This is a genomic window from Gilvirhabdus luticola (assembly GCF_040117515.1).
Classification (GTDB): Bacteria; Bacteroidota; Bacteroidia; order Flavobacteriales; family Flavobacteriaceae; genus Gilvirhabdus; species Gilvirhabdus luticola.
The window spans coordinates 1-23,211 of the sequence record NZ_JBEEEN010000007.1 but is presented as its reverse complement, the minus strand read 5'-3'; the positions used below and the strand labels follow the sequence as shown (position 1 = coordinate 23,211).

The 23,211-nt window shown below is 33.9% G+C and carries 22 protein-coding genes; 1 reads left to right on the top strand and 21 read right to left on the bottom strand.

Translation table 11 applies throughout. The features are described 5' to 3' along the window. Window positions 1-94 precede the first annotated feature (94 nt). The 5 genes from AAFP94_RS11685 to AAFP94_RS11665 form a co-directional block, all read right to left on the bottom strand. Window positions 95-988, bottom strand: coding sequence for a creatininase family protein (locus tag AAFP94_RS11685; RefSeq protein ID WP_316662919.1), 894 nt, complete (start codon window positions 986-988; stop codon window positions 95-97). Window positions 989-1,526: 538 nt separating this feature from the next. Then, entirely contained in the window at window positions 1,527-1,967 is a 441-nt protein-coding gene (locus AAFP94_RS11680) for a VOC family protein (RefSeq protein ID WP_316662918.1), read from the bottom strand. A gap of 174 nt (window positions 1,968-2,141) precedes the next feature. Beyond that, entirely contained in the window at window positions 2,142-3,059 is a 918-nt protein-coding gene (locus AAFP94_RS11675; protein ID WP_316662917.1) for an arginase family protein, read from the bottom strand. A gap of 481 nt (window positions 3,060-3,540) precedes the next feature. Continuing rightward, on the bottom strand, window positions 3,541-4,038 hold the full coding sequence (locus tag AAFP94_RS11670) for a hypothetical protein (protein WP_316662916.1): 498 nt from the start codon (window positions 4,036-4,038) through the stop codon (window positions 3,541-3,543). A 170-nt stretch (window positions 4,039-4,208) separates the two neighbouring features. Next, the gene (locus AAFP94_RS11665) at window positions 4,209-4,805 is read right to left on the bottom strand and encodes a TetR/AcrR family transcriptional regulator (RefSeq protein WP_316662915.1); all 597 of its coding nucleotides are present in this window, start codon (window positions 4,803-4,805) and stop codon (window positions 4,209-4,211) included. Between the two features lie 72 nt (window positions 4,806-4,877). Between AAFP94_RS11665 and AAFP94_RS11660 the strand changes: the two genes are divergently transcribed. Next, window positions 4,878-5,312 carry a cupin domain-containing protein gene (locus AAFP94_RS11660; protein ID WP_316662914.1) on the top strand — a complete coding sequence of 145 codons (435 nt, stop codon included), beginning with the start codon at window positions 4,878-4,880 and terminating at the stop codon, window positions 5,310-5,312. A 220-nt stretch (window positions 5,313-5,532) separates the two neighbouring features. Here AAFP94_RS11660 and AAFP94_RS11655 read toward each other — a convergent pair whose 3' ends face one another. From AAFP94_RS11655 to AAFP94_RS11580, 16 genes are all read right to left on the bottom strand, one after another. Then, entirely contained in the window at window positions 5,533-6,444 is a 912-nt protein-coding gene (locus AAFP94_RS11655; RefSeq protein ID WP_316662913.1) for a hypothetical protein, read from the bottom strand. Window positions 6,445-6,483: 39 nt separating this feature from the next. Then, window positions 6,484-7,476, bottom strand: coding sequence for a hypothetical protein (locus AAFP94_RS11650; RefSeq protein ID WP_316662912.1), 993 nt, complete (start codon window positions 7,474-7,476; stop codon window positions 6,484-6,486). A 133-nt stretch (window positions 7,477-7,609) separates the two neighbouring features. Then, window positions 7,610-8,665 carry a LuxR C-terminal-related transcriptional regulator gene (locus AAFP94_RS11645; protein WP_316662911.1) on the bottom strand — a complete coding sequence of 352 codons (1,056 nt, stop codon included), beginning with the start codon at window positions 8,663-8,665 and terminating at the stop codon, window positions 7,610-7,612. A 352-nt stretch (window positions 8,666-9,017) separates the two neighbouring features. Then, window positions 9,018-10,190, bottom strand: coding sequence for a DUF1624 domain-containing protein (locus AAFP94_RS11640; RefSeq protein WP_316662910.1), 1,173 nt, complete (start codon window positions 10,188-10,190; stop codon window positions 9,018-9,020). A gap of 156 nt (window positions 10,191-10,346) precedes the next feature. Next, the gene (locus AAFP94_RS11635; RefSeq protein WP_316662909.1) at window positions 10,347-11,219 is read right to left on the bottom strand and encodes an amidohydrolase family protein; all 873 of its coding nucleotides are present in this window, start codon (window positions 11,217-11,219) and stop codon (window positions 10,347-10,349) included. Between the two features lie 453 nt (window positions 11,220-11,672). Next, window positions 11,673-12,566: an alpha/beta hydrolase gene (locus AAFP94_RS11630; RefSeq protein WP_316662908.1), complete on the bottom strand. Its 894-nt coding sequence runs from the start codon at window positions 12,564-12,566 to the stop codon at window positions 11,673-11,675. Between the two features lie 163 nt (window positions 12,567-12,729). Next, window positions 12,730-14,205, bottom strand: a complete 1,476-nt coding sequence (locus AAFP94_RS11625; protein ID WP_316662907.1) for a serine hydrolase — start codon at window positions 14,203-14,205, stop codon at window positions 12,730-12,732. Window positions 14,206-14,422: 217 nt separating this feature from the next. Further along, window positions 14,423-15,895 carry a DUF1254 domain-containing protein gene (locus tag AAFP94_RS11620; protein WP_316662906.1) on the bottom strand — a complete coding sequence of 491 codons (1,473 nt, stop codon included), beginning with the start codon at window positions 15,893-15,895 and terminating at the stop codon, window positions 14,423-14,425. Between the two features lie 9 nt (window positions 15,896-15,904). Then, a complete protein-coding gene (locus AAFP94_RS11615; protein ID WP_316662905.1) occupies window positions 15,905-17,191 on the bottom strand; it encodes a DUF1254 domain-containing protein in 1,287 nt (428 codons plus the stop codon). A gap of 36 nt (window positions 17,192-17,227) precedes the next feature. Next, on the bottom strand, window positions 17,228-18,028 hold the full coding sequence (locus AAFP94_RS11610; protein ID WP_316662904.1) for a hypothetical protein: 801 nt from the start codon (window positions 18,026-18,028) through the stop codon (window positions 17,228-17,230). A 40-nt stretch (window positions 18,029-18,068) separates the two neighbouring features. Next, on the bottom strand, window positions 18,069-18,722 hold the full coding sequence (locus AAFP94_RS11605) for a hypothetical protein (protein WP_316662903.1): 654 nt from the start codon (window positions 18,720-18,722) through the stop codon (window positions 18,069-18,071). 104 nt (window positions 18,723-18,826) lie between these two features. Next, window positions 18,827-19,579 (bottom strand): helix-turn-helix domain-containing protein, encoded by a 753-nt coding sequence (locus AAFP94_RS11600; RefSeq protein WP_409628611.1) that lies wholly within the window; start codon window positions 19,577-19,579, stop codon window positions 18,827-18,829. A gap of 410 nt (window positions 19,580-19,989) precedes the next feature. Further along, window positions 19,990-20,385: a RidA family protein gene (locus AAFP94_RS11595; RefSeq protein ID WP_316662901.1), complete on the bottom strand. Its 396-nt coding sequence runs from the start codon at window positions 20,383-20,385 to the stop codon at window positions 19,990-19,992. A gap of 185 nt (window positions 20,386-20,570) precedes the next feature. Next, complete coding sequence (locus AAFP94_RS11590) at window positions 20,571-21,104, bottom strand: hypothetical protein (RefSeq protein WP_316662900.1); 534 nt, start codon at window positions 21,102-21,104, stop codon at window positions 20,571-20,573. A 42-nt stretch (window positions 21,105-21,146) separates the two neighbouring features. After that, complete coding sequence (locus AAFP94_RS11585; protein WP_316662899.1) at window positions 21,147-21,566, bottom strand: hypothetical protein; 420 nt, start codon at window positions 21,564-21,566, stop codon at window positions 21,147-21,149. Between the two features lie 479 nt (window positions 21,567-22,045). Then, window positions 22,046-23,119 (bottom strand): hypothetical protein, encoded by a 1,074-nt coding sequence (locus tag AAFP94_RS11580; protein ID WP_316662898.1) that lies wholly within the window; start codon window positions 23,117-23,119, stop codon window positions 22,046-22,048. Between the last annotated feature and the right edge of the window lie 92 nt (window positions 23,120-23,211).

The following is a 23,211-nucleotide window of genomic DNA, read 5'->3' as shown; positions in this document are numbered from 1 at the left end:
CCACTATTAAATATAGAAAACTGCTACTAAAATAAACTGGCGCTACTTAAGTTTGTTCGATTGGTTTTCAATTGCCTACTAGTAGTCTTCCCATTCACTCATTATTTTTTTTCAATGGTCCAATACGCAGGTTGCCAAGAGGGTAGCGTTCAACCTCTTGTAGAATGGAAACAAATTGAGTTGCTGCATGATCGATTAATTGAGCTCCTCGTTCAGCATCTGCATTGAGTGCGTTTCCAACAACACCAGCTGGGTTAAGATCTTGTGACTGCCAAGCAATTCTCGTTGGGCCAGTAAAGCTCAATTGTTGAAAATCCCCTTCAAGATCCTTCATTAGAGGTCGGAAGTTCTGAGCTTTCCTCGTATCAACCAAGTCAGGTCGTATATGCAGCATTACAGAGGTCTCTACACTTCCTCCATGAATTCCATGTTTCATCTCATCTTCAGGAAATAGATCTTGAGGATATAAGGAATACTGGTTCACTACTACAACCATCATATCTAGTCGTACTCGAAGATCACGGGCCACAATATCCATAATCTGAGGCTGACCTCCGTGACTATTAAATAGAACGAGTTTCCGAATGCCTACGCGATGGACAGACTCGGCAATCTCTGTCCACAAGCGGCATAATGTCTCTGGTTGAAGGGTCAACGTACCAGGAAAATCACTGTGTTCGTTAGACTTACCGACAGGCATCATGGGAAGTACTGTTACGGGCAATTCGCTTGGCACCAACTCCAGCATCCGTTCAATGACGGCTTTATTAGCACAAGCATCGGCGCAGACCGGGAGATGAGGTCCGTGTTGCTCAATTGCTGCAACTGGAAGGATTGCAATAACTTGTTCTGCGTCGAGAGCAGCAAAGTCCTCTGTTGTCATATCTTGCCAATAATTCCGAGGGAGTCCTTGTCCATTTACAATTAGTGAGTATCCGAAGGGCAAGAATAAACTCAATATTAATGCACGAATAATAGATGTGATCATAATATACTGCTTTTGATTCTTAAATAGTTTTATACAATTTACCGATAACGACCTGCTAAACGCAGTTCTGCTTTGCGAACGAAAAGATAATAAATTTAAGCAACAATGATTTGTGAAAATGACAGATATTGTTATTTGGGTCCCAAATCATTGTTTACCGACAAGGTAGCGCAGCTACCGTTAGTTGATAAATTTATTAGATTGGGAGTTCAAGAAGCAGATCCAAATTGCTTTTAGCTACTGTTATGGCTCGTTAAGGACTTGAGTCCGTCAGCTGGAGCTGTGGTTTGTATATAATCCTAAAACAATTTGGTTTAGCAGGTCGTTAGAGCACATTTCACTAGTGGGGCAGGAGTGCGAAGCAAGTAGCAACACAAGTCAGCTTCAGCTGAATGTGCTCTAACGGTATTGTGTATGATTTATGCTGAATCAGACGTTAGTCAGATGCAACTGCAAATCAGATGTTGAATAAAGATATAATTTTTAATTGAAGTAGGAGAGTAAGCAATGAATTATACACGTTGTTGTACGCTGGCTATTAATTAGTTTTTTGTCCAACACTATTTACTTCGATCCAATACCCATTCGGATCTTGAAAGAAAACTTGTTTTATTCCGTCTGCTCTTATATTTACTTTTTTTGAAGTCCCTGGCCAGTCCGAATAATTAATTTTCATAGAATTTAATTTTTTAACGAACAAGTCAAAGTCAGACACAGTTATTGCAAAATGCACGGCTTTGTTAATAGTAATGTCGTCTTTAAGTATTGAAATCAGATGTAATTCTTTACCCTCTCCTAAAGAGAACCATCTAATTCCATTAATTTGAGTTCTATTTGTTATTTCCTTAAGATTTAAAGTTTCCGTATAGAATTGTGCAGATTGATCGACATCCTTAACTGAAAGTGCAACGTGGTCGAAAGTCACAGAATAATCAAGTCCTTGACCAAAACATAATATTGAACTCTGGACGAAAATCATAATGATAAATATTTTTTTCATGTCTCTTGGTTTTAATTTTTATGAGTGACTTCAGCTTGCGTACAACGGTTTGGCTATGATTCCGTTGTGAGGAAAATCCGTAGGATTTTCGAAGTAGGAATCAAGCCAAGTTAAAGGTAACGATTTTTGTTTTAGCATTTTTTAAGCAATGGATTATAGCCGGTGTTGTGAACTACCCTTTTTTATTACTTTTATCAAATTTGAAACAAGCTCTTTTGTATAAACTCCATTTTTGTCTAATGTCGGATCAAGTATTGTGATATCAATTCCAATGGCCTTATCATTACTTAACAACTCACTTAACAATATATTGACTTCGCTATAATTTAACCCATCTTTTTCTCGACTGTCAACGGCTGGCATTATATCATCATTCAATACATCGACATCCAAATGAACTAGAAAGCCATCTAATCGATTTTCCTTTGCCATTTTTAAAAATTGTGAAGCACAACTCTTAAAACCATTTTTTCTTAATGATTTTAGATCAATATAATTGATTTCAGAATCTAAAATTTCATTTACGACTGTGGAATCATATTCCCTGTTTCCAACACACCAGACATTCTTTTGCTCAAAATATGGCTCTAATTTTGAAATGTTTGTTAGTTTTTCGTGGCCATAGCCGGTAATAATAGCTAGTTCCATAGCGGCTGCAGCTTTTGATTTGGAAACTTCTGGAGACACATAATCTGTATGACCGTCAAGAAAAAACAACCCGTAATCTCCTTTTTCTTTTAACGCAAGGGCGATACCAATCAAGATACTACAGTCTCCTCCAAGCATGATTGCGAAACAATCCTTGTCTAAATGATCCGAAAGCAATCTTGCCTGATCTTTTGCATATTTAATAATTTTATCAGCATTCCTTACTCCTGAATCTTGATCCAAATCCAAAGAATAAGCTGGAGGAATCAAAGTAAAGGAGCGATTTGGAGAAATGAGGTCATGAAATTTGTTAATTTTCATCCAATCCGGAAGCAGTTTAACACCAGGTTCCAAATCAATATCTTTCTTTTTGAGACCCAAATTGGAAGGAAATTCGAATATGTGAATTTTATTGTTATTCATGAGTGGTTGTGCACAACGACCTACTAAACGCAGTTCTGCTTTGCGAACGAAAAGATAATAAATTTAAGCAACAATGATTTGTGAAAATGACAGATATTGTTATTCGGGTCCCAAATCATTGTTTACCGACAAGGTAGCGCAGCTACCGTTAGTTGATAAATTTATTAGATTGTGAGTTCAAGAAGCAGATCCAAATTGCTTTTAGCTACTGTTATGGCTCGTTAAGGACTTGAGTCCGTCAGCTGGAGCTGTGGTTTGTATATAAGCCTTAAACAATTTTGTTTAGCAGGTCGTTAGAGTACATTTCACTTGTGGGGCGGGAGTGGGAAGCACGTAGCAACACAAGTCAGCTTCAGCTGAATGTGCTCTAACGGTTGGTGTAAGGATAGTTGCATGATTAAATAACCAACTTAATAAAAAAGGGGACAAACAATTAAAAACCGAAGGGTTTTCCGAGTAGACTCGAACCAAGCAATTATTTTTACACTGTGTTGGCATTTGTTTTTTCAAAATCATTTTTACTTGTCAAACTGCCTTCGACAATTAAACTGTCAATCCATTTCGAAAAATCAATCGAAAATGCTTTGCCTACGTCATTCCAAAAGTCTAAAACTCCAGGAGATTCAAGATAATTTTTGACATATCTTTTATATCCCTTCCAATGTTTTTTGGGCATTAGACCAAGTTCGTAATGATGAAAATAAGTTTCGGCGTGTAAGAAAACCATCATATGGTTCCACCAACGAAATTGGATATCACCCTCTGTTAAATTTGATGATGTCATAACCTTAGCCAATCGATCAGCATTTTCTGCTTTGTGAATTGAGAAGTCCAATGCAAATTGTGAAATAGAATGTCTTGAATTTGCACTTGAAACTTTGCTACTATGTTTAACTTGAATCCCTAAATAAATTAATGATATTAAAACAGCTATACTTGCAATTAATTCCGAAATTCTAATTATTTGGTCAAAGTCCATCTCTTTTACTTATTATTTTTTAATTAATGCCAACGTGTTTGTGTATGATTTCGTTGCGTGTTTCAGCACCTAATTTAGTAAACAAAAACGTGCCAGAGAAAATTCCGAAGGAATTTTCCAGATAAGCACTTGCCAAAGTAATTAATTATACAAGTTGTTGGCAACTGGCTTTATTTCTTTTCAGATTCAAAGTAACCTTTCAGAATTAATTGTACTCCCCAATTCATAATCTCCATTGATTGATTATTTGTTAAGCCAGAAACATCTTTAGTGACTATTAGCGGTTCTATTCCCATTAAAATGGTTAATAAATTCACTAATTTTTCTCTCTCTCTTTTATTGATGGATATATTTTCAAAAGCAAGTTGTAATGTTTTTTTGCGCCTTGCACCTCTTTTTATTTCAGATGAATTTGAAGCTAATACTGTAGATAGATATTTTCGAAATGCGCTTTCATGATCTATCGCAAGTGTGTTGAAGTAATTTTGAATCCCAAGAATTATTTCCTCTATATTTTTTTCTTTTAGATTTTCAATAATATTTTCTGGACTTTTTGTATTTATATCCAGTCCAGCTTCATTGGCTAGAATTTCAATTTTTGAATAATAACGATAAATGGTAGCTCTTGATATTCCAGATTTTTTCGCAACATCTTCAAGAGTAAATTCTAACCCCTTATTTATAAAAAATTGTGCGCTAGTTAAAATTTTATCTCTTGTTTCTAATTTTTGATTTATCCTGCCAGATTTAATATATTCTTTTTTCATGAGACAAATATCTCATAAAATTTGGTTAATTCAAAATTATATTATAAGTTTGTGAGACAAAAATCTCATAAAATGAAAAATTACAACACAAAATGGGTGTTAGGTCATAAAGTAACATCTTATAATACATCAGGTGATTATGACTTAATGATGGCAGAAACACCGCCACAGGTTCAAGGTCCACCACCACATTTACATAATAATTTCAAGGAGTCTTTTTTAATAATAGAGGGTGAAATGGAATTTTTTATAAATGGGGAGGTGAAAAATGTTAAAGCAGGAGAGTCGGTTGATATTCCACCTAAAACTTTGCATACTTTTGGGAATAAGAGTAATTCACCTTGTAAATGGGTAAATATTCATAGTCCTAAAGGATTTATGGACTTTTTTGATAAAATGGGAATACCTGCTAAAAATGAAAATGCACAACTAGAATCTATTACTCCTGAAATTATTCAAAAAGTAATTGAAACTGCAGAAGATTTTGATATGGTTATCAAAGTTTAGAAAAGAATGTGCTCTAACGATCTCGTGTATGAGTAGTAGCGGATTTTACACACTACCTTTTCGGTTAACAAGATACTTTAATTTAAGCAAAAACGGTTCAAGTTAACACTCAAACTGCTATTACTTATACATATTGTTGGCTTTAGTTTTATTCATAGTATTCAACTAACCTGACATGAGGCGCTTTCTTTTCCAATTCGTCAATAGTATGATAAATGGATTATATCGGTTTGACAGAAAAATTGAATTCTTCTTCCAGTTTTTTCAATTCACCAATTAAATAGTACCGATGCGAGTAGCCCGTCAATACAACAATTCTTTTATTGGGATTATTTTTGATTTGATTTACAATATTATTTACCATAGCCATATTTCTTGTATCCCAATAATTCATATGAAATGGTAGAAATTCTTTTAAATCATCCGATAATTCTTTAGACTTTAAAATTTCGGGAATTATATGGTAAACATATGTTTGTCTTATATTAATGATACTATCTGTTATTGGATTATTGAAGTCGTAAAGCGTTTTAGAATTTCCAAGGTTATTGTATCTCTTTCTTACTTCATGGTAATCACTCATAATTTTAGATTCTTGATTCGATAATGCCTTTTCTCGATTTAGTTTATGTGCCAATCCAATAAGTTTGCCCATATTCTTTCGATAATTATGTTTAAAGTGAAACCGATCTCTGTCTTCCCATTCATAGCCAAAAACTTTGGCTTCGGGGTGGTGTTTTAAAAATCTAATGGCCACAAAACTCTCTACTTTATTCCCTTTTTTAAAAGAACTCATGAGTTGATTGAAAAAATCAGTTCTATTGACCATTCTATTTGCAGTCTGTTTGTCGCTTTCATATAAGATAATGGATGGAGCAACTTTATTGATGTAGGTATAGAGATCATCTCTTTTAAAATTATTAGTTTCAAAATGCATGGAGCCAACCACGTATACCTCTGTTCCGTTTTTTATACTATGTTTTTGAGCTTGCACATCAGGTTCATCCTGATTGATATATTCATTCAGGTCTAAATTATACTTAATTATCGCTCCTACACAGATTATAATTGTAAGTGAGATCCACGCTATTACAAAGTTTTTTAAGATTTTTGTGAAATTTATTTTTTTCATGATTTGGTGCTTTAATTAATTCGATACACTAAGTGATTTCTACTCTTTTACTGTATATCGTAAATTTGGAGCATCTAGAATTAAGGTTTTTCCTAGGAATATCTTGTTGCCAGTCATTCCTCCTAAATCACCACCAATATTAGCTGCTTTCAATACAAAAGCTTGCATTTTATTAGGCCATTCCATGTAGGTTACTATTTTCAGAGGTATCTTAACAGAGCCAAATTGAAACTCGCCATTACTTTCAATATTGTGTCCAGGAACTTTTCTGCCCCATGATGGGATTTCGAATGATTCCTTTTTCGCATTTGGAACGGCTAATTCCCAAAAGGTACTTTCTTCAACTATCAATTCAAACATGCTAGAACCAGAGTCATACCAAAGACTGGCAGGTTCCTTATTAAGTTGTGCTGATAGAAATATTTTTCGTCCATCAAAGGTGAAAGGAAGATAATCGCTTTCTTTTGCAATATTCTGATTCAAGGAATGAACAAGTGTGATTTTATTATTTTTAAAATCCATGATCAAAGGATTGTTCTCCATAAAATCATTACCAACCGTACCTATAATATCAACGGCAGTACTGTCTGACCAATTAATTTTTTCACCCATACCTACAAAGCCTAAAGAAGCAGCCTTTACATTAACTGTACCCACTTTTATGAGTGTATTAATAGCTCTTACTTTTCCATCTATTGTATCTATTTTTATGAGGTTATCATACTTTTCATTGATGGAAAGAAAAGGGTTGTACTTTAATACAGTAGAAGGTGTCCCCGTATCAAACTGCATATAGAATGTACGATCAACTCCTGGAATACTAACAGGAATTAACATTGCTCCATAAGGATTATGTTTGTCATTATAAGTAAAACCCTCCCATTTAAAGTCAAAGGGTTGTCCAAGGTTGCTAACGGTTAGTTCATTTGGTGGTGCACTCAAGAATTTATTTTTAAAGTAAAAGAAGCTGATAGTTCCTCCTATGAGTACCAGTGCAAGTAATGCTATTAGTATTTTTTTATATAGTTTCATTTTTTGTGTTTTTATTGATCTTACGTTCTGCTATTAAAGAATTCAATTTCAAAAGCATAGGTTTGACCTTTGTTCAGAGCAAAAGTAGATGGAATCTCAAGAAGATTTGGGAAAAATTGAGGTGATTTGCGGGCTAATCCTTAGGGTGATTTTTAAACTTTTCTACAAATTCTGAGCGATTGCTCACCTCTAACTTCGCGTATAGATTACGAATATGAGTTTTTACAGTATTTAAGGATATGAAGAGCTCTGAAGCAATTTCTTTGTTGGTTTTATCAGCAATCATAAGCTCAGCTACTTTTTCTTCTTGACTGGTGAGACTAAAATCCATAGGAGTCCGTTGTATAGTTCTGGCATGTTTTAGTTTGATGCCCAGAAATACCATGCCTCCTAAAAACAGAAGACATAAAAAACCCAAAGCATAACTTAACTTTTTAAAGAAGGTCAATTCTTCTTTGTATTCAGACCTGTACAGATCATCCAAAAATCCTCTATACTGCAGCGCATAAGAGGAACTATCATAATAATTATTAAGTTGGCCAAGAAGCTGAACGTAGAATTCTGGGTCATCACTCAAATCTTTTTTAATTGCACTTTTTGGCAGGCTTCCTAGTAAAATTAAAGTTGTTAGGGAATGTGTTTCTTTCTCAAGTACAAAAGACTTTAATTCCCTTAGAAATTGATCGGTAGTTTGTTTAATGATCTTCTCATTGTTAAGATCTAAGAACTCTGTACGTAGTTTTTGAGCATATGAATCGTAGGTTCTCCATTGTTTATCAATGGGGTTTGTATTATTATAACTAGAAAACCAGAGCTTTTTATTCTTTTTGAATACGATGGTATCTGTATTGGAGAAAATAAAATTGTGAAAGTTTTTAAGGTCCTCTATGTCGTATTTTTGCACACCTTCGACATCTTCATCTAAATTGGCGTATATACGGTATAAAGCATGCTTATCTGATAGTAAACTTCCTTCAAAAGAAAAATAGCCTAGACTATCTGTCACTGTTGAAGTGAGTATTTGGTCAGGATCAAGGGCATTCACTTCATCAAATTGTAATAAACATAGATATACTCTTTTATTTTTTTCTGGCGTATCGAGATATCCAGAAATAGAGTATTGTCCAAAACAGTAATTCCCTATTAAGCATATAATGAATAGTATAATACGATTAAAGTAAATCCTCATAAAGAATAATATCGGTTTTTTCAGATGATGGTTAAAGATAATCAAATCATTTTTCGTAATCTGAGTTTCCCGCTTTTTAAGCTAGTCACAGCGACTTCTTTTTATCTTACGCATAACGCAGAGCTAAATGCATTCGCGTTTTTGGTTTTAAAAATAACGAATTCATTCACCGGGATTTAAAATCCTGATCTACAATTCAACTAATTATTGCCAACGTGTTTGTGTAAGGATAGTTAATTTGTTTAAGCACCTAATTTAGTAAATACAAACTGAATAAAAAAAACTGCGTGGATTTTCGTAAGTAGGCTTGCACTAGCAATTAATTTTATACGATGTTGGCAATAGTTTTTTATCAAAAATAACTTAACCACCACTTTTCTTTGTGGTTCAGTTTGTAATTGCTGAATTTTTTACACAATGGATAAAGCATAAACAATATAACCAACCAAACTACATATACCCAACCGAGATTTACACCAAAACCAATCAATTGCTGATTTGTTGAGACAAATCCATTTAGTACCATAGAATCGAAGCCAAAGCCTGTCAATTCAGCCAATATTGCAGCTAATAGGTGAATTGCATAGATATGAATAATGTAAAAGAAAAAAGGCACCTTCCCAAAGGTTGCACAGAAATCTACCAAACGCCCTTTTAAATTTTCTGAATTACCTAAAAATAGAAGTGAAGGTCCTAGAGTCATCAATAAATAAGTCAAAGATGGTGGGTATTTGGAAGGGTCCATAAAGGAAATGAGTGTTTGTGAAAAAGAGTCAAAGGCTATCCAGGGATTAGAATTTCCATACAAGTTAAAGCCTCTTACAATCAAAAATCCTGCAATACAGGCCAACCCTATTTTGGTAAATAGCTTTTGTCGGTATTCAAGTGTTACATCCTTATCATAAAATTTTCCAAAATAAAATCCTAATGACATCACACCTATCCATGGAATAATTGGGTAAGTCACACGTATTTTAATGCTATCAAATAGGATGAAATTACCACGCTCATGCAAGATTGACCAAAGCATATTCTGGTCAAAATGAATGTTGTCTAGCAAATTATGTCCAAAAATGATGACTACACTCAGAATCAGGATATTTTTCATTGAAAGGTGAATGATAGCAGCAAGAAAAATCATACTAATTCCTAAGGACCATATCACCAACAACCCAAAATGGTTAAAATGAATATTAAAGCTCCATCCAAAATAAACAACGAAAAGCTCTATGAATATTAACCAGATCCCTCTTTTTAAAAGGAATGAGGTCAGTTCGTGTTTTGATTTCCTTCTACCAACCAAAAAAGCGGAAATTCCAGCCAGAAAACTAAAAGCAGGTGCACAATAGTGTGTGATCCATCGGGTGAAGAACAAGGTCAGATTACTTTTTTCAGGATCAGCTGGGTCAAAGAGAAATGAGTTTATATGAAAATAGTCGCGTGTATGATCTAAGGCCATAAATATAATAACCAAACCTTTGAGTAAATCAAGGGATTCAATTCTTTTGGTTTTTAGTGGATTCATATTTTGGTTAATTATTGCCAACCGTATTGTGTATGATTCCGTATCGAGGAAAAATCAGAGATTTTTTCAGGGCAGGAATCATATAATTACCTAAATATACAAAGTTCTCCTTATAGTGCTAACCGAGCTATGGATTATACAAATTGTTGTATTGCGTTATTTTTTTTGTAATTGGTCTAGATCAAAAAATCTAACGGCATTTTCATAAAAGATTTTTCGCTTATCGTCTTCGCTCAAGAATTCAAAACTTTCCAATTTTTGTATACTTTGTTCAATACGATAGGACCAGTACATCACATCTGAACCATACATAACTCTATCTATAAAACCATATTCTTTAGCTTTGATTAGAAAATCCTTAAGATGAAAAGGCGTTAGACCTTGATCAACCCACAAAACTGCACCAAGATCACAATATACTTGAGGATATTGATCCATTAAAGCCAATGTGTTTTCATAAAAAGGTATACCAGCATGCATTAAATAAATCTTTAGTTCTGGATAATCAATTAAAACGGATTCGATTAAAATAGGATCCCCAAGTTGTAAGCGGTATTTTGGATAACGTTTATAAATATTTGGTGGTCCTCTACCTGTATGAAGTGCAATTGGGATTCCTTCTCTCTCACAAATTTTTAAATAGGGGGTAAATTTGGGATCAGCTATAGTTAATCCGTTAAACATTGGCATAAATTCTCCCCAGACTTGAATTTTGTCTTCTGATATTAACTTTTTAAGTTCCAAGGTATCAATTTTTGGATAATTGTTGGATTCATATGCATTTAACATTATCTCCTCCATATCAGGGTCAAATTGACCACCACTTTTGACTGCATAAACAATATTGAATTTCTTAAATTGTTTTCTTATTTCAGCTTTAAATTCATCGTAGGATTCTGGAGCGCCAGGCACAGGTCTATAAGTCTGCTGTGTATATCCATGAAGATGTACGTCAATAATTGGCTTGATCCCATCTTGTGCATATACAAGCGTAGGAATAACTAACAATAGAAATACAATTTTTCGCATGATTTAATTTTTAAATGCAATACAACGACCTGCTAAACGCAGTTCTGCTTTGCGAACGAAAAGATAATAAATTTAAGCAACAATGATTTGTGAAAATGACAGATATTGTTATTTGGGTCCCAAATCATTGTTTACCGACAAGGTAGCGCAGCTACCGTTAGTTGATAAATTTATTAGATTGGGAGTTCAAGAAGCAGATCCAAATTGCTTTTAGCTACTGTTATGGCTCGTTAAGGACTTGAGTCCGTCAGCTGGAGCTGTGGTTTGTATATAATCCTAAAACAATTTGGTTTAGCAGGTCGTTAGAGCACATTTCACTTGTGGGGCAGGAGTGCGAAGCAAGTAGCAACACAAGTCAGCTTCAGCTGAATGTGCTCTAACGGATTAGCCATGCGGCGTACTGGCGTTTAGCCAGCATGAAAGTCATAGCTTTTGTTGACAGCTGTTTTTTATTTATAGATTATCTAAAAAGTCGAAAATTTTAATATATGCGTTTTTCAATTCTTCTTCGGTTGGACTATGTAATGCATCTGGATGGTAATCAACGAAATCTTTGTCGTTGTTAAGCATTACTGTGAATTTTTCAAATGTTTCAGGGGGAATTTGATTGTCCTTTCCACCATGCCAAATAAATATCGGTGGGTCGTTTTTGTCAAAATATGTTATTGGTTCGTAAACTGTTATTTTTTCTTTCGATTCATAACCTTCTGAAGGAAAAAGAGCGTTGCCAGCTTTACTGTATAATTCATTATCGTGGTCTACAAAAATTTTTTCCACAATGTCAAGTCCATCGACTGGACCTGAGAAGTTGATTATGCCAGCTATCTTAATTCCGTCATTTAGTTTATTGGGATATTCAGAGTTGTTTTGAGATACACCAACATTTGTAGCCATGTGAGCTCCAGCAGAAAACCCTGTTACGATTATATTCTTTAGGTTCAAATCATAATCGCTGTTATTGGCTTTTAGAAAATTTAGAGCGTTTGTTAAATCCGTTGTTGCAATTGGAATTCCTTTTTTTAATCGGTAATTCATATTGACAACATTTAATCCTTTTTTTAAATAAGGTTCAATGTATCTCTCTTCTGCACTTTTGTCACTTAAATAGTAAGCTCCTCCGTGTAGGAAAACAATTGTGTAATTATTCTTTCCATAAGACTTTGCTTCTTTGGAAAGATAGATGTCCATATTCTGTTCGGCATCTGTTCCGTATGAAACATCTTTTTTTGTTTGATAGGTAGCAGAAATTTGTTCAGTTGTTTTATCTGGAACCGAAGTCAAATTCTTTGAGCAAGATGTCAAAATCAAAAAAGAAATAATTGTCAATTGGATTACTGATTTATTCATTTTAGTGGTTTTTTTAATTGCTGGCAACGGTTTGTGTATGATGCGTTGCGTGTTTCAGCAACTAATTTACTAAAAAAACAAAGGCAATAATTCAGCGCGAGGATTTTCCGATAAGGAAAATAAGAAGCAATGAATATACACGTTGTTGGCAACAGTTTTTACTCTACTGCTTTTTTAACAATTCATTTAATGTTTTCATTGACCCTTCACTGCCTAATTCAACTGCTTTTGTGTAACTCTTTATAGCCTCCTCTTTTTTGCCATATTTTAAGTAAGCTTCACCAAGAGAATCCCATAAATTACCATCTTCAGGAAATAGTTTCACATTAAGTTTAAACAATTCTAAAGCCCAATTGGGTTTGTCTTCTTTCTTCAATCTGCTATATCCAATATGATTTAGTATAGCATGGTCGTTAAATTCATTTTTGAGCTCTTTTTTTAAAAATACTGGCAATTTTTCTGCATTTACAGATGGATTAGTTTTCATAAACTCATGAACTAATTCATAAATGTTCTTGGAGATTGGTGTTGGGTTATAATTTGAATCAAAGACCATTTTACCTATTTCTCTGGCAACGTTTTCTGATTCTCGACCTAAAAAAGCGTTTGTTATGTATATAACAACTACATCATCATCTATAAACCTAACAAAATCTGCAAAATACAGCCCATTACTACCATTATGAGCAACGATTTTAGTGTTTCTATTACTTTGAGATATTGCCCAACCATATCCATAAAAAGATGTCTTTTTATCATTTTCTGCTACATATGGTGTTTCTTGAACTAGTCTTGTTTCTGATGCTAAAACTACATTTTTGTTTAAAGCAACATGCCATTTATATAAATCCTCAACGGTAGAATGAATATCTCCTTTACCTATACTATACCAATGTTTGTCGTTGTAAGGAAGGTGCTGTTGGGTTGTTCCCCAATCTGCCCATTGCTCATCATTTCTGTTATAGTAATAGCCATGTGCTAATCTTTCTGTGCCAAAATTGATACTCTTATATCCTGTACTTTTCATTTGAGAAGGCACAAACAAATAATCATTTATAAAAGAACCATACGTTTGTCCTGAAACAGATTCTATTATTGCAGTAAGTATAATATAGTTGGCATTTGCATATTGATACTTTGTTCCAGGTTTAGATTGTAATTCTGATTCAAAAAAATCTTTTAAAAACTGTTCTTTACTTGCTTCATTGTATCTGAATCCTCCAGTTCTATTAGAAATTCCTGAAGTATGAGTTAATAATTGATGAATACTAATATCCCTTTTGTCTATAGGTGCCTGATTAAAATATGAACCTATTTTATCCGATGTTTTAATCCTTCCTTGCTCTACGAGTTTTAAAATTGCCGATGCTGTAAATTGTTTTGTTACAGAACCAATATTAAAAACGGTTGATGGTGAATTAGGTATTTTATTTTTCCTATCAGCCCATCCATATCCTTTAGATAAAATAATTTCTCCTTTTTTAGAAACTAAAACAACTCCAGAAAAGCCATTTGTTACGCTTGACTCCAAATAAGTGTCAATTCTATTGAAGAGTTCTTTATTTGTGCTTTGAGAAAAAGAATTTAATGTTAAAAACGTTATGAAAGCGAAAATTAGTGCTTTAATAGATGAATTCATTTTATGATTTTTTGATTGATTGATGAATAAGTCTGTCTGCTTTCTATTAAGTTACAGTTTTTATTCAAATTGTTGCCAACGTTCTCGTATATGGCAAGTAGGCAATTGCGTAGTACTTCCTTATCAAACCGCTACAACTTTGAATCGGGCTACAAATGTTGGATTTACTACATTCCTGCCTATTTGCTATATACATTGTTGGCAAACGTTTTCGGTCCTAATAGATAATCTTTTTTATATCTGGCATTTTCCATGATTTGTCATAATAAGGTTCTAAAGGTCCATATAACCTCAAGTAAACGAAGAATCCTTTCTCCGGATTAGATTGTATCCAGTTATTCTCATAACCTTCCGGAGCTTTTGGACCCACAAATACTTTAGTGCTTCCATCTGCTTCCACCTTTAATCCTTCCATAACAGAGCTTAAATCCGATTTCTTTTGGTCATTTATTATCAAACACCTGGTATCGTTGTCATACACTGTAAGAGACCAGAATTGACTTGCAGGTGCATCTTTCGGTATTATTATTTGATAGGTATTCTTTCCATCCAACCATTCTTTATTTTCATCCACATATGCTCCTAAATATTTTGAGCCTTTACCTCTTGAATTTAATATCATGCCTTTAGAAGTACTCATTGCCTCATAAGTATATGAACCTATTTCTTTTACCTCATAATAATTAGGGTGCATATGATCTAAGTGCTGCATATTTAATATGTATAACCAGTTTCTATCTTTCCAGTGTCTTTCTTTATATGAAACCTTACTAAAAGTATTGACCATAGCTATAGCATTACCCATGTCTTCTGCTTTAATCAGAATCTCTTTTTGTTTCTCCGTTGGATTAAACTCTTTACCTTTTTCAATACCTGTTCCTCTAAGTTGGGTTAGTATAAACCTGTTTCTATCAACAACAGGCTCATTTTGTAATACAGCGTTTAAATATTCCCAATACGCTATACCTCGTGGCTGGCATCCAAACCAGTCTGGGTTATCAGATGCAAATACAAATTTCTGATTATCCCCTGAATCTACCACCTTATATACTTTATGTTTTTTTAGGGTTTTATCAAAAACTTCCTCACTTAGTTTTCCGATAATTCGAGTACCAAGAATATTTAAATTACTACTTGATCTAACCACGTAATCAGCACTATGATCTGCTGGTATTTCCGATTCCGGACCAACTAAAAGATATTTCCCTCCTTTACCCTGGTCTGGTCCCAGAATTCCTAAATCTGCGGCAGGTGATTGATAAATGTCAAAGATTATTCCTCCTATTACACCCTCCTCAGCAGAACTTGCTGGTATTTCTATATAGTAACTTGATTTTGCCAAATCTACCGGAGTAACCACATAAGGAGTAGTAGCATTAGCAGTAAGAATAGGTAACTTAGACTCCCTTGTTTTGTATATCACCCAATCGCCATAATCCGCTTCTGATAAAAGACCCCTTCGCCATTGTTCTACAGCTACTATAGGTAAAGAATATTCATGAGCAGAGATGGCTTTAATACGTAATTGCTCATCTCTTATATCTTCAACTATATTTTGTTTTAGATATCCATTATCTTCATATTCAACTTTAATGATTTTTTCACCATCATTTTCAATCTTTTGTGTATCTGTATTACATCCTGTTACAATAAATGTAATTGCCAGGATAGGAATAATAAGTCTTTCCATAATATCTCTTTAAAATTGTACAGTTTCAAATTTCTTTTCAAGAGGCGTTCCTCCATAAACAACGTCTTTGGCCGTATTACCATTGAGTCTTTCTGTTGGCCCATAATAACGGAATATCATGTAATAACCAGTTTCTAAAACAGGCATCCAGTATGTTCCATCTTTTGGATCTTCCATACTAAATGTAAATGTTACATTTCCATTTTCATCAGGCTTTGTATTAAAAGCATTGTAAGCTTGGATATTATTCCCACCTATATCTGCAGGGTTTAATGGTAAAAATGTCTTTGAACTATATCGGGTAACTGACCAAAATAGATCGACACCTGGTTTGAATGGTACAGTGATTACAAAGGGTCCATTTGCACCAGTATGTGGTATTCCTTTAACATTAACCGGAATATTCTGGTAGTAAGCATGACGTACCGGAAATCCAAGGTGTCCCATTAATGTACCAGCTGCTCTTACTTTATGACTTCCTCCCGCAGGATCATCCACAGCTTCGAACATACCTACATTGCCACTTACTCCTCCAGATGTTAAAAAAGCATTTATATTATCAAAAGTTTCTTTATGTAACTCAGGTGTATATTTTTCAGCTGCCTCAGCCATTAATTCTTTTGTTTGAGGATAAGATTTAGATTTTTCTATAACATACTTAATAATATCAGTAGTGCTTTCAAGATTTACTACATCCTTTTCCCCTGCAACTCCTTCAATACTAGCTTGCCTTCTAATTTTATCTGCTTTTTCTTCGCCTGTAATTTCAAATGATTGTGTGCGGAGGAAAACAAAAGGGAATAGTGAATTGGTTCTGATCACTGCTTTAGCATCAGGTAATTCGCCATCATAATCAACATGAACAATCACGTATTTTTGAGCTTCGGGCCCGGTTACCTCAGCATATATGGCATGATGTTCCATGTCAAATACTTCTAGACTTGAGTATCGATCGTCTCTTTCGGGTGTATTTACAATCACATATCCATTTCTCAGATCTGCTACCGCTTTAGAATAGAAATGATCCAATGCAGGAGTAATAACAAATGATTCCCAGTTTGCAATTCTAGGATGATCAAATACATTATATCCAAATTCGTCAATGTGCTTTAATTGAGCAGTCATATGATGCACAATTTTATAACCCACATATTGCCAATCTGGTAGATCTGCCATTGGATCTGCTTTTGCTACTTCTTTTGTAACTTCTTCTACTACTTCTTTCTCTTTAGTTTCTTTACAGCTAAAGACTAATGTTAGTATAATTAGCGGTAAAACAAATTTTAATTTATTCATGATATTATGTTTTAGTGTTTTATAGTTTGAATGTTTTTATTTTGGAAATAATAATGTGAATTGAAATCTAAATTGAGATTCTGCGCCTCCATCTGGTTTTACAACATTCACATAATAACCTGTTTGTGCATTGATTGGTAATTTTCCCCAACGAAATAATTTTCCAAATCCAGCTCCTAATGGTACTGTCCATTGATTACCTGATGATGCTTCCCAATTTGCAGTAATGATTGGAGCTGTATTTAAATACCAACCTTTTTCCAGGTTTTTTGTTGCAAATACCTGCGAATAAAAGAAGTTGACATCACCACGATCGTCTGCGCCTGCATACGACCATGTATTTTGAAGAATTGTTCCAATAGTCCATCCTGTTGGTTGAGTTAAAAACACTACTGAAGGACCAGCTGTCCATTTTTCAGTACCTAAAAAGGCATGAGAAGCTGTTGGTATACCTAGTGCTATTCCACCTCCATATATAACTTTTCCAGGTTTTGCTGGAGTTAAGAACAAGCTCAAGTTAACATCTCCCAAACCAAATTCACTATCGTCTGGTCCTGTTGGCTGTGATATAATTGGAATAATGGTTCTTGTTATTAGGTTGGTGTTTTCACTTAAAGAAAATGGCACAACCGGTTGAATATTTAATGTATTTCTTGTGCCATCAAAAGAGCCAATTCCAAAATCCATATTGTTTTGAAAAGGTATACTTATTAGGCTCGCTACCGGATTTTGAATTTTCTTCTCAAGATCACTTGATGTTGCCTGTTCTTCTTCTTGAGCGAAGCTTGCTCCAATTGCTAAATGGAATATGATTATTAAAAGTTTGATTTTATTCATTATGAATGTTTTTATTTGTTTAGAGATAATTCTGATCTAATCAATTGGTTGTATTTGTTTTTGGACTAATTCTAAATACTAGTCCGCCGCTAAATCCTGCAATAATAGTGCTGCTTGAAACACTGACACCACTTGAAAACCCTCCAGTTCCGCCACCAACATAAAAACCACCCCATTCGATCGGGAACAACATGTTGAATTGAAGATTAATGCCAACAACTTCACTTACCATAATATTGGCACCTGTTTTAAAGGAAAACGTAAACTTGGTTTGATTGTCAAATCGTCTATTGGCAACCAATAAATTTTCATTTTTTGGAGCAATGAACACAAGCCCAAGTCCACCACCTGCAAATGGCCTTACCTTACCTTCTTTAAAGTACTTGTTGGCTCCTAAAAGCACCCAATCAGCATTAAGATCAGCCAGACGTTCTTCAACAGGTCCTAATAATATATCGCGAATCTTGAGTTCTGTACTATGATGAATATAAGTGATTTCTCCTGTCAGACCAGAAGCCATTTCCATACCAAGCGTAATGCCATACTGATCGCTATCATCGATTTTTAAGTAATTGGGACCATAATTCAATTTAGTGCCAAATTGATAGCCATAATGTGGTGTGATCTCTAAATTTTGGGCAATTAGGTTAATGGCAAACAAGAAAAGTACAACTGTTATTATTACTTTTTTCATGATATTTAATTTTGTTTGAACTAGACTTAAAACTAATCAAGCACCTAATATCTAAATCGTTTTATTAGAGTTACAAGTTAATAAGATAGAACAAAAAAAAATTATCATTTTCCGCCAGATGAAGATAATTGAGAGCGAAATATTAGTGGAGAAACAGTTGTTGCATTTTTAAATGCGCGAATAAAATTTGACACATGATGGTAGCCTAAAAGTTCTGAGATGACTTCAATAGAATGGTTAGTATGTTCTAGATAAAAAAGTGCCTTATTTAATAAATAGATGTTTAATAACTCTCGAAAGTTTGTGCCTTCATTGGCCAAATGTCGACTCAATCCACGCGTGGAGATATCTGATTGCATCGCCAGTAATTCTAAGGAAGGCATGACTCCTTCCTCCATACCTCCAAATAGATGTGTGATTTTTGATCTATATGACCCATTAGGGAGTATGGGTCTTTCCAACTCTGACCTATGATTTGCTTGCGAAACATTTAGCATTTGGGTTGGAAATCCTATGGCATAGTGGTTTTCAGTGAGTATCAACTTATAGCTTCCTGCGGGAAGGTTTTCCTTTAAAACTTCATGGTGATAACCAGGGATACAGATGGAAGTAATCTGAAAAACAGGACCAACAGCAAACTTGAGGGCATTTAATACCAAGAAAAAACAAAATTCTTCAGAGGCTTTCCGTCCATTCGTGAACTTGTTTATATATTTCCAATGATAAAAGGTTTCAACTCCTTTAATTAGTAATTTGCTTTGGACATTAGAATTGATAATAGATTCGAGTTTGATTGATTCATTGATAATACTCAATACATCTGGCAGTTTCATTAAGTACTTACCGTATTCCCCCATATCGTATAGTCCAAGCTGTCCTATAAGTTGAGAATCAAGTTGCCTTATACCTTGATCCATATAGATGTTGTGTAAAAATTCCTCGAATGATTTTGCAGGAACATAAGCATTGATATTATTAATATCAAAATATTTCATGTCGCTCTTATTCTTGACTCTCTCAAGGTTTACTCCAAAATGACGAAACGATTCGAGTATTGGATTAAGGTAACTAACCTGGTTTATATGTAATTGAGAACGAATCATTCTAATTAAGTATAGTATTTTTTTTTATTTTATTCAAATGTTTGCTAACGATTGGCTATGCGATGTGCCAGCAAATTCGCGGGTGTGTCGGCTTGCAGCGAATTTGCCGCGGGATGCTACGCTGGCATGGACGAATAGCCATTGTTATGTTTAGTATTTTTCAATTACTCGTTATCTGAAATAATTGCATCTGCTTCAAATTCAACTAACCATTCTGGATTAATAAATCGTGTTACCTGCATAATCGTATCAACAGGTTTTACATCTTTAAAGTATTCAGCACGTACTTTAATTACTTCCTCCCAATCTTCAATTCTCGTAAGTATTACTCTAGTTCTAACAACATCTTTTAAGCTGGAACCAGCATCTTCTAATGCATTTTTTATAATTTCTAAACATTGTCTAGCTTGAGTCGCAGGATCGCCAATTCCAACAGTTTTGCCAAATTCATCGACAGGAGCAGTTCCTCCAACCGAAACATAAGGGCCAACCCTTACTGCACGACTGAAACCAACAATATCCTCCAACGGGTTCCCATTTGATACTAATTTTCGTTTCATAAATTGTTTTTACTAAAAGTACTTCTTTATTTTTTTTATTAAACATAACGGTCTCGGCTATGATTTCGTTGCGGAAAAATCCGCAGGATTCTTTCCGCCGTAGCCGAAAGATAGCAAATTTGCGTTGAATTCCGATAAGGAATTCAACCGCAATGAATTACAGCCATTGTTGTAACCAGTGCTTTTTATTTTATTGATATTAATATACTTAATTTACCTGAACCTTTATTTGTCTCAATTTTTAAAGTAAAAGTTTCAAAGTCCCATATTCGTCCATACCATTTGTTGGATTGAATCAAATCCTTTTCTTTTTCCCATTTAAATCTTTCTTTAAAATATTTATCCGCTCCAAAAATTTCAACCGCATTATTAACAACCAATTCGTATTCTCTTATAAATGTGAAGTTTGAATAATTATTGGTTTTTCGATAAAAATAAAGGTAGCTTTTACCATCCTCAAGAATTTTATCAATTCTATTAAAGAATCCCAAATAATTATGAACTGGCTTAATTGTATTTGTCTCTCTATTTATATCAATAGATTTATAAGAATCTACAATCAATCCATTTTTCAAATCATTCACTAAAAGTTCGGAAAAAGTATTTTGGTCTTTTTCTTCCTTTTCGACAATAAAGTCAAAAGATTGGATGAATTCATCAGCGTGAATAACTTTTGTGTCAATTCCAAGTAACTTATAAAGTACTCTGGTTTTTTTCAAAAAACCATTATCGTCTGAAACAACACAATCGCAGTAAGCTCCCTAATAACTATGAATCCCATCATTTAGCATATTATTGAATCTAACACTTTTAGATGGTTCTTTACTTATACCTAAAAGGTCAAGAGTAAAGTATGCGTTTGTAAAAAAGTCATATTTTGATATTTCCTTGTCTCCATTTGGATTTAAATTACTATTCACATATTCTATAAACGTCTTTTGAAGATGAGAATCTTTCAAGTCTTCATTGAAATCTATCTCGTCATAGTCAATAGTAAACTTTCCATTGTTAATATGCTTGTCTGTAACGTTTCTCAATCCCTTATACACAGATTTATCCTCCTGCATATTTTTAAGCATTCCCATAAAATGTTCGCTCCATTGCAATATACTCATTGGTTCTTTGCCAAAAGGAAGAAAGTTTTTTAATGGGTCAGTTATTGACGAGTCCAAGTTTTCCATTCCTGGAAAGTTGAAATCTAACTTTGTTTCGGTTAAGAGAGTTTTTGCATTTTCAAACTTTTCTTGGTCTTCTGGATTTAGGTCGCTCGTGTCAAAATCAAAGATGCTTGAGAAATCAATATCATCTGTTTCTTTTTCAACATCTGCAAATGCTTCTAAAGGTCTTACTAAATAGCAAGAGGTTTTCTTTTCAATTGCGTGCTATGATAGGTAATTATCATTCACAATTGAATCCATAAATTCTAATTCGGAATATTTAATATTTGTTTTATCGTTTTTTAAATCTCGAAGATGTGCGTGAGAGTAACAGAATAAACTTGCCTTTTGTTTCCTGATTTGATTCAATAGTTTGACATATTGAGCTTTTTCCTGTTTGAACAGGTGACTGAAGATTTGTTTGTCAAAATATATTCTTACCATTCATTTTTTCGGCATTGGTTACAACGTTCCAAATAAACGGTCTTTTTAATGCCGTTTATTTATTGTTGTGAACTTTTTAGTTCTTTTAGATAGTGATGAATGTTTTGTTCTTCTCGATAAAACGAATTTTTATAGTCTACATTATATTTTTCAAGAATCATGGAAATGTTATAGCCGATTGGATAATAATATCTGTTGTTATAAATGTTGAATAAGTTTCGGTCTTTAACAACGTCATACCCTTTAAACATATTTGTAATACCTTCTTTATCTTCTTTTGTAAAAAATACTGCTTCAGGGTTATTTTTAGATAGATATCTTTTAATTAATGATTCAAAATATCTTGCTTGTCCTTCAATTGTGATTTCGTAATCCTCAGCAGGGCGAATGTCTACATCGTATTCTCTTTTTACTCTTTCAATCCGCTCATTACGCAAGGAATCATACTTGTTGAGATTTTGAATTAAGTCAGCTCCATCAATCCAAATTGCCTTCAATAGCTCATTCTCTTGTTTAACGCTTTCTTTATACCACTCAAGATCTTTGTGGTAAGAACCAAGAAATTTATCAGGCCCTCCAGGCATATGTTTCTGCACTGTTTTGGTATATTCAAACATTTCTGGGATTGACCATTGATATGCATGAAAAAATTCGTGAATAACCATAATAGACCAATCTTGAATATCAACAAGGTCGTCTTGAAGGAATTTTTTAGTCAATTCATAACTCTGGAAGTATAAAACTGGTTGCATGTAGTGAAAGAAAGTACTGTCACTAGTGATACTATTACTAAACCGCAGACTGGTTGTATCTGTATAAGTTTCTGGTAATTTGATGACCGGAACTTTATTGAAAGTTAACTCTTGTGGTCGATCGGTAATTTTACGAATATGTTCGCTGGGGTTTAGTACGATGGTATTTTCTCTACTGTAATATACTACCGGTTGATAAAAGTCATTTTCTGCAAAGTCAGGCCAATGTTTTTGAGCTACTTCATTTTTAATATTAATCAAATAGCTAAGGTGCCTGAAATAGCTTTGATCCATTAAGGATTCATTCACTTCTTCATTCTTTGCAGTATTTGTACACGAAAATAAAGTAAGCAGTAGGAGGATAGCTAAATGTTTTTTCATATTGTTTAATTGTTCACAACGGTAAGTATAAAATGCGTTTTAATGCAGCTTATACAATGTTATAGGTTTTTAATTAGAAGTCAATTTTTCTC